This window comes from Microcystis viridis FACHB-1342, from assembly GCF_014698335.1.
Lineage (GTDB): Bacteria > Cyanobacteriota > Cyanobacteriia > Cyanobacteriales > Microcystaceae > Microcystis > Microcystis ichthyoblabe_A.
This window is the reverse complement of record NZ_JACJSV010000112.1, coordinates 1-7224: the sequence shown is the minus strand read 5'-3', so window position 1 is coordinate 7224 and position 7224 is coordinate 1. Positions and strand designations below refer to the sequence as shown.

The 7224-nt window shown below is 41.6% G+C and carries 11 protein-coding genes and 1 pseudogene; 11 read left to right on the top strand and 1 reads right to left on the bottom strand.

The annotated features are described in order from the left end of the window. Positions 1-114: 114 nt before the first annotated feature. From H6G40_RS22100 to H6G40_RS22055, 11 genes and pseudogenes are all read left to right on the top strand, one after another. Positions 115-513: pseudogene (locus H6G40_RS22100) on the top strand (aegerolysin family protein); the annotation flags it as partial. A 167-nt stretch (positions 514-680) separates the two neighbouring features. Next, positions 681-1055, top strand: a complete 375-nt coding sequence (locus tag H6G40_RS22095) for a DUF433 domain-containing protein (protein ID WP_036399742.1) — start codon at positions 681-683, stop codon at positions 1053-1055. Positions 1056-1089: 34 nt separating this feature from the next. Then, positions 1090-1389: a DUF5615 family PIN-like protein gene (locus H6G40_RS22090; RefSeq protein ID WP_238560374.1), complete on the top strand. Its 300-nt coding sequence runs from the start codon at positions 1090-1092 to the stop codon at positions 1387-1389. A 643-nt stretch (positions 1390-2032) separates the two neighbouring features. Next, entirely contained in the window at positions 2033-3373 is a 1341-nt protein-coding gene (locus H6G40_RS22085) for a serine/threonine protein kinase (RefSeq protein WP_190538246.1), read from the top strand. 118 nt (positions 3374-3491) lie between these two features. Beyond that, the gene (locus H6G40_RS22080) at positions 3492-3983 is read left to right on the top strand and encodes a type II toxin-antitoxin system VapC family toxin (RefSeq protein ID WP_190538245.1); all 492 of its coding nucleotides are present in this window, start codon (positions 3492-3494) and stop codon (positions 3981-3983) included. Continuing rightward, positions 3970-4179, top strand: a complete 210-nt coding sequence (locus tag H6G40_RS22075; RefSeq protein WP_002732654.1) for a hypothetical protein — start codon at positions 3970-3972, stop codon at positions 4177-4179. Before H6G40_RS22080 ends, H6G40_RS22075 begins: the two co-directional genes overlap by 14 nt. 2 nt (positions 4180-4181) lie before the next feature. Continuing rightward, complete coding sequence (locus H6G40_RS23815; RefSeq protein WP_272071944.1) at positions 4182-4313, top strand: hypothetical protein; 132 nt, start codon at positions 4182-4184, stop codon at positions 4311-4313. A 114-nt stretch (positions 4314-4427) separates the two neighbouring features. Continuing rightward, positions 4428-4703, top strand: a complete 276-nt coding sequence (locus H6G40_RS22070; protein WP_002733756.1) for a hypothetical protein — start codon at positions 4428-4430, stop codon at positions 4701-4703. Beyond that, positions 4700-5071 carry a hypothetical protein gene (locus tag H6G40_RS22065; RefSeq protein ID WP_002779119.1) on the top strand — a complete coding sequence of 124 codons (372 nt, stop codon included), beginning with the start codon at positions 4700-4702 and terminating at the stop codon, positions 5069-5071. Before H6G40_RS22070 ends, H6G40_RS22065 begins: the two co-directional genes overlap by 4 nt. Before the next feature lie 260 nt (positions 5072-5331). Continuing rightward, positions 5332-5709, top strand: a complete 378-nt coding sequence (locus H6G40_RS22060; RefSeq protein WP_002741562.1) for a DUF433 domain-containing protein — start codon at positions 5332-5334, stop codon at positions 5707-5709. Continuing rightward, positions 5706-6098 (top strand): DUF5615 family PIN-like protein, encoded by a 393-nt coding sequence (locus H6G40_RS22055; protein ID WP_036399750.1) that lies wholly within the window; start codon positions 5706-5708, stop codon positions 6096-6098. Before H6G40_RS22060 ends, H6G40_RS22055 begins: the two co-directional genes overlap by 4 nt. A gap of 607 nt (positions 6099-6705) precedes the next feature. Here the strand turns inward: H6G40_RS22055 and H6G40_RS22050 are convergent. Then, positions 6706-7224: IS1634 family transposase (locus tag H6G40_RS22050; RefSeq protein WP_190538244.1), on the bottom strand; the 519-nt coding region annotated here is incomplete at its 5' end.

Below are 7224 nucleotides of genomic sequence, written 5' to 3'. Positions count from 1 at the left end.
CTCTGTTGGCTTTAAAGTTTTTACTTGTTCGTAAGTCATCTTTCAATCTTAACTCTTGGACTATTTTATCCTATTTTGTCTAGACTTATGCAAGAGATCTAATGGGTCAGCTTTACGATTAAGGTAAAAGGCTTTGCAGGAACAACTGACTACGGAAATCTATCCTGGGGAAAGTTTTACAAGTACGACAACAAAGATGATGAAATTGCTAATGTCAACGGAATCAAATTCCAGGACGGCAGAGTTTACAACACTGTGATTTGCTCATGTGGCCGATCAGACTCTGCCTCTGGTACTGAAGGCTCTTTCTATATTTGCATTGACGGGAAAGATCCCAGCGATCCAGACTATAAGGTCTGCAAGATATCATGGGACTGTCCATGGGGATCAAAAACCAATACATGGGGGGCTAGTGATTATGATTCCGACAAATATGTTGTTAGCGTAAGCGGAGGCTCTACCTATGGCGGGTCAATTGGAATGCTGTCAGTTGTCGTTGCTGATATATCCTGATATGTGAACTTTCTCAATAGGTCTGGGAAGACTCGCCAACAGAAACGAAAATTAGTAGGGTGAGTTGCGTTTTGCTAACCCACCTCTTTTCGTGCCAGAAAGCAGTGTCAGACAAAGTATTCTGATTTTTGCTAGGATGTTTTTATGCAATTCAACTCAGGTGCAATATGTCTCTAATGAACACCCCAGCCAAATTCCAAGTAACTTCTCCCCCTTTTCGTTGGGATGAAGCGGGAGGTATCCGTATAGGTTCGAGCCGAGTGACTCTGGATAGCATACTTGCCTCATACCACAACGGCTCCACTCCTGAAGAAATCGCTATTCAGTTTTCAGTTCTTCGTTTGGAAGATATATACAGTGCCATTGCTTATTATTTAAATCACCGTCAGGAAATTGACAGTTATTTGGAGCAACGCGACCAACAAGCTCAACAACTGAGACAACAACTAACTCAAAAACACAACTTAGTCGATTTAAGACAGCGCTTGCTTGCTCGTTATCAGTCAAAAGGAGAGTCGAGGCAAAGTGCGCCTTCTAACTGACGAAAATTTTAATGGAGCCATCTTGCGTGGGCTGGTGAGGCGTTTACCTGAATTAGATATAATTCGCGTCCAAGATGTAGGACTGATGAACACTGACGATCCAGATATTTTAGAATGGGCGGCTAATGAGGGACGCATCTTGCTCACCCATGATGTAGCCACTATTACGATGTATGCCTACAATCGTGTCAATCAAGGACTACCTATGACTGGAGTTGTTGAGGTGATCTCAAAAGCACCCATTGGTAAGATCCTTGATGATTTAGAACTATTTATTTGTTGTAGTGAACCTGAAGAATGTGAAGGTCGGGTTCTTTTCATTCCTTTCTCTTGATGCGATCTCTATCATTTTCTACTCCAGAAATCTAAGTTGCCTAACTAAGCCGTTAGACCGACAATGATTCGTACTTGTCTTTGTAAATAGTCCGATTGGTTAGTTATAAGTGCGATGCCGAAGGCACTGCATAGCAGATCGCCGATCTGGTAGGGTGCGTTAATGAAATGTAACGCACCTTATCTAATGTCCAAAATTCGTGGGTTACGCTGACGCTAACACACCCTACTGGACTGACACAGCTAAAATAGGGCAATAGATAGGCTCAAATGAGGACATCAATCATGGGAAGATGTAGGCGAGATAAAGTTTATCTGACAGTCGCACAACGAGAAAACTTTGAACAAATCAGTGGGGAAGGGTTCATCACAGAGTACGCTAATCGGTACAACACGCTTATCGTAATATTATACGGAAAACTTCTTGCGATCGCTCCATTTGAGCGTAATATACAGAAAGATTCTTTAAAAAATGCGTATTTGGCGTGATATACGGAAAATTTCCGCATAATATATAGTTAGCCTACTGAGTTATCGGTGGGAACGATATTTGAAGCTTCTCTATTTGTCAACCCGCCTGAATATGGATAAAATTGATTTTTGCCATCAAACAATAAACTTTGAGATAAAGAGGAAAGCTTAACATGATGCTTCAAGTTGGAGACATTGTGGATGGGAAGTACAAAGTGACTGGATTGTGTAGCGATTCTGGCGGAATGGGGACAATACTTTTTGTTGATGCTTTAATCAGTAATCCTCCCTTTCAATTAGTTCTAAAGTATTGCAAAGATACTGATCCAGAAGCAATTCAAAGATTTTGTAGAGAAACAAAATATTTAGGAAAGTTTCAAGGAAACTCAAAAGTCTTGCAGATTTATGATTCTAATATTCATCATTCACCGGCTTATTTTGTGATGCAGTATTATGCTGATGGAGATTTAACAAAGGTAGCTGATCGCCTAATGAATGACATTGCATATCAGGAAATAGTCTTCTACAAAATGATTGATTGTATTGCTGAATTGCATCAAGAAGGTTATCAGCATCGAGATATAAAACCACAAAATTTTTTGTTAAATGGTAGTGACGTTATCGTTAGCGATTTGGGATTAGCTAAGGCTGTAGGAGCAGGGACCACCTTTACAGGAAGTCGTGATTATTGGGGAACTTTTGGATATATGCCCCCAGAATTTATTGATGGAGACTTTAAGCAAGCGAGTCCACCTTCGGATATTTTCATGCTTGGCAAAAGCTTCTATTGGCTACTTACAAAACGAGATCCTCTTTATCTAAAGGATCAGAATTTACACGCTGCTATATTTCATGTGATTGAAAGATGCTGTGATCATGATAAAGGCAAACGCTACCAATCTTTAGCCGAATTGAAGCAAGATTTGAACCTTGCATTTGATGTAATCCTAAATCGAGCGTCTGGTGTTGATAGAGCCGGACAAATGCTTTCCCAGATCATAAATCGATTGAGTAATGAGAATAGATATTTACCTACTGAGATTATAAGCTTGCTAGATACTCTAATTGTGCTAAGTAAAGATGACAGAAACCCAGTGATTTCAAAGTTGCCTCAAGATTTTTTTGTTATCTTATCTCAACCTGAATTCGTGGATAAGGTCATAGAATTCTTTAGGTACTACGAGGTCTTTGTAAAAGATGCTGTCGATACATGGAGTTATGCAGAAATAGTTGCAAACTATATGAAAATAATGTTTGAGAGAAGTAACTCTGATCAAACGAAAGCGAAGGCACTTGAAATAGCAGTTAAAGGAGCAATATGGGCTAATCGATTTGCCGCAATGGACACTTGTACTGCCATGATTTACAGTATTCAAGATGACAATCTTGGAATGTTAGTGGCTCCGATCATTTTCTCTCACGCTAATTCATTTCTCAAAAATTTAGAGGTAGACCAATGTAGAAGTAATGTAATTCAGATAGCTCTAAGACGAATACAGAAGAGACAGAAGTAGTGCGATCGCCGATCTTGTAGGGTGGGTTAACGAAGTGAACGCACTAATTCCCTCGCAAACCCTCAAAATAAAGCTCAAATGCGATAGAATGAGGGACAAATAAAATTCAGAAATTGCTGTGAGGGAAACCGTCTATATTGAAACCAGCGTTATTGATTATCTGACAGCCAGATCGACCAAAAACTTGGTTATTGCTGGGAATATCGAAACGACAAGGGACTGGTGGCAAAATCGCCGTAATGATTTTGTTCTCTATATTTCACAGGTTGTTTTAGATGAAGTCGCTAAGGGAGATACAGAGATTGCTTTGAAAAGGTTAGAAATTGTCAATGAAATGCCTTTGGTTGAACTCAATCAAGCTGTACGCAACTTGGCAGCCCAGTTTCTTATACGAAGCAACCTTCCTGCCAAAGCTTCTGATGATGCGGTTCACATTGCTGCGGCGACTGTCCACGGGCTAGATTACTTGTTAACATGGAACTGTAAACATATTGCCAACGCTCAAATTCAGAGGAAGTTGGCAGAGCTCAGTCTTGATTTGGGATACGAGTTACCCATAATTTGTACTCCTTACGAACTTTTAGGAGATTATAACGATGTGGCAAGATGACATTTTAGATGAAATTCATAAATTTCGAGAAGAACACGCTAAATCCTTTAACTACGATTTGGATGCAATGTTTGTAGATTGGCAAAAAAGACAAGCAGAAAGTGGCAGGCAGGTAGTCAGCTTACCACCAAAGCAAGGTCTAACAAGTCGTTGGAGCCGACCAAAACAGGATGAACCACAAGAATCTCAAATCTAATCGTGGCGGCTCAACTTAGCCGTTATGCCGACCAGCGAGTCAAGTGCGATCGTTCCGATTGTAGCGATCGCCGATCTTGTAGGGTGCGTTCCCTAATGCAGGATTTTTGGGAACGCACCATGCACATTGATTGAAGCTGTGAGGTTAGGTGCGGTGCTGCTCTTGTGGGACCAGTTGAGGAATGTTAGCGAAGATTGCCAATGTTTAGGTTAAAATAGGGGGGCAAAAGTTGCCACAGGGTCGCTTCAATGACAGTTCGACAACCCCGCTACAGCAAAGAAGAATTTGCCCGACGTGGACACGAAGTCTATGAGTCTCAGGTACGCTCCCAAATCGAGGAAGGGAATCATGGGAAGATTGTAGCAATAGACATCGAAACAGGGGCTTTTGAAGTGGCTGACGACAGCCTAACAGCTGCTAAACAACTGTTAATACGTTTTCCTGATGCACAAATATTTGGTATTCGCATTGGACATCGTGCCGTCCATCGTTTTGGCTTTCGTTCCCCCAGTGTATCGCCATGATGATGGGGAGCGTCAATTCGCGCCGAGAAGCAATTATTCAATTCGTAGTGCTAGGCGAAAATCACCAGAGGCAAGCGATTAAAGCAGTTATTGACACTGGTTACAGTGTATTTCTCACGTTGCCTTCTGCTATCATTACAACACTAGGATTAACGTGGTATATGCAAGAAGAGGGAATCTTGGGCGATGGAAGCCTCTGTATGTTTAACGTATTTGAGGCAACTGTGATCTGGGATGGTCAGATCAAATCTATTGAAATCAATGAGTCAGAGACAGATCCATTAGTTGGTATGGGTTTACTTGATGGCTATGAGTTGAATATTCAGGGTTTTGCTGGGGGATTAGTGACAATTAAACCTTTGTCATAGTGCGATCACAATCGCCGTAGGGTGCGTTCCCTAATGCAAGTCCTACTGTTCCACCAATAGATTTTTGGGAACGCACCATGCACATTGATTGAAGCTGTCAGTCTAAGTGGGATGACGAAGGCACGGCCTAGCAGTACACTGATTTTGTCGCGTAAGAGGCGGGCTATAATGAACGGTGAACCTGATTGGTCAGAAAAAATTGACCAATATTTGTCTGGTGAAACCATTGACCATTAAGTGGATTCTAAGGAGCTAAGGGAATGACCTGGACGGCAAACCAACAAGCGAAAATTATCCGTACAGAGCGAGGACTGACGATCGCTGGCACGCGCATCACCCTCTATGATGTGATCGATCTCCTAAAAGCTGATTATCCTCCTAAACTGATTCGTGACACATTTAACCTCACGAACGCGCAAATTGACGCAGCTTTGTCCTACATTCAGGTAAACCAAGCTCAGGTCGAGGTTGAATATCAAGAGGTTCTTCAGAATAGGGAAGAAATTCGCCAGTACTGGGAAGATCGTAACCGTGAACGCTTTGCTCGAATTGCAGCAATGCCACATAAACCAGGACAAGAAGCGTTTTGGGCAAAGCTTGAGGAGCAGAGAGCCAGACGTGCTGCACAAAAACAATGACTTTCTTAGTTGACTACAACCTCGACGGTTATGCGCTGATTTTTCTTGGTATATTGGCAAAACGTGGTTGGCTTGAGTTTCAGTCTGTCCAATTTGTCACCTTTAGAGAGGTTGGACTGTCGATGGAAAGTAGCGATCGCGTAGTCTGGTGCTATGCTCAAGAACAGGAGATGATGATTCTTACTGCTAACCGAAATATGAAGGGTGATGATTCCCTTGAGCAGGTTATGCGAGAAGAGAACACAGAGAAATCGTTTCCAGTGTTGACGATTGGAAATCTCGATCGTTTGAGTGAAGCTGAGTATAGAGAGCGCTGCGCTGAACGACTGATCGAAATTGCTGTAGATCTTGATAATTACAAGGGGGTTGGTCGGTTATTCATTCCATGATATTGTCGGCTACGCTTGAAAATTAGGGCGATCGCAGTCTTATCGGTGAGAAGCACGGCATAACTTAGCCGTTATGCGGCAAGTTTCTGAATAGATCGCAATCGCTGTAGGGTGCGTTACCTAATGCAGGATTTTTTGGGACGCACCCTGCTTATACCAAATTTCTAAATCCATGACAGACATCCACGCTCGAATGCTTGCCAGGCCTGCATTCGTTGTGACGCAAATAAAGAAAAATGGTATTATTGATTGAAGTCGTTAGACCGCTTCAATTTTAGGGTAATAGTTGCTAAAGTCCGCTAACTTCACCGGTGAAGCCACCTAGGCAGAGGTTTTTGATCGCTAAAAAATTCTTTCCTCTCCATAAAAACGATAAAATCTCTATTCTGCAAGCATAAAGAGGCTTTAGGCAGATTTAAAGGCACATTTAAGCTATATAAATCGAATATTTACACTTTTTTCAGCTAATCAAGCCATTAATGGCTTGATTTCTTTGCATCCAACCCAAACAGTATAATTTTTTCTCTAATGTATTGCTGGACTTCCCCGTTGACAAAAGGCCATAACCTGTGCTGTAGAAGGGATTAAAAGAATTTCCGCCGCCCCGTTACTGGGTACAAATCAGGGAAACTCCCAATAAATCTAACGCTTTTTGTTGCAGTTGAGTCGGTCGAGTTATCTTAGAAAAACGATAACTTCCCTCCCTAATCGTACATTCCACTGTATTCAAGCAAATTGTCCCCAGGTCTTCCAACAAAGTCCGAAAGCTATGCACAGGAAAGTTCTCTTGATTCCGTTTTTTTCTCTCTTTAGACTGAGCGGATTCACTCCGATTGGCTTTAATCACATTCAGACAACTATCATCAATTTCTTCATCCTCAAATAATAAAGGAGCCAAGCACTGTTTTAAATGCCATTCCACATAATAAGCCAACATACATAAAAAGATATGAGCTTTGACTCTATCACCCTTATAATGATAGATAGGACGTACCTTTAAATCAATTGACTTATAACAGCGAAATGCCTCCTCCACTTGAGACAAACTTTTATAAGCTTTAACCGTCGTCGCTGCATCCATCAAGGTTGACTCCAGAGAAGTTCTTAACACATACACACCATCCAA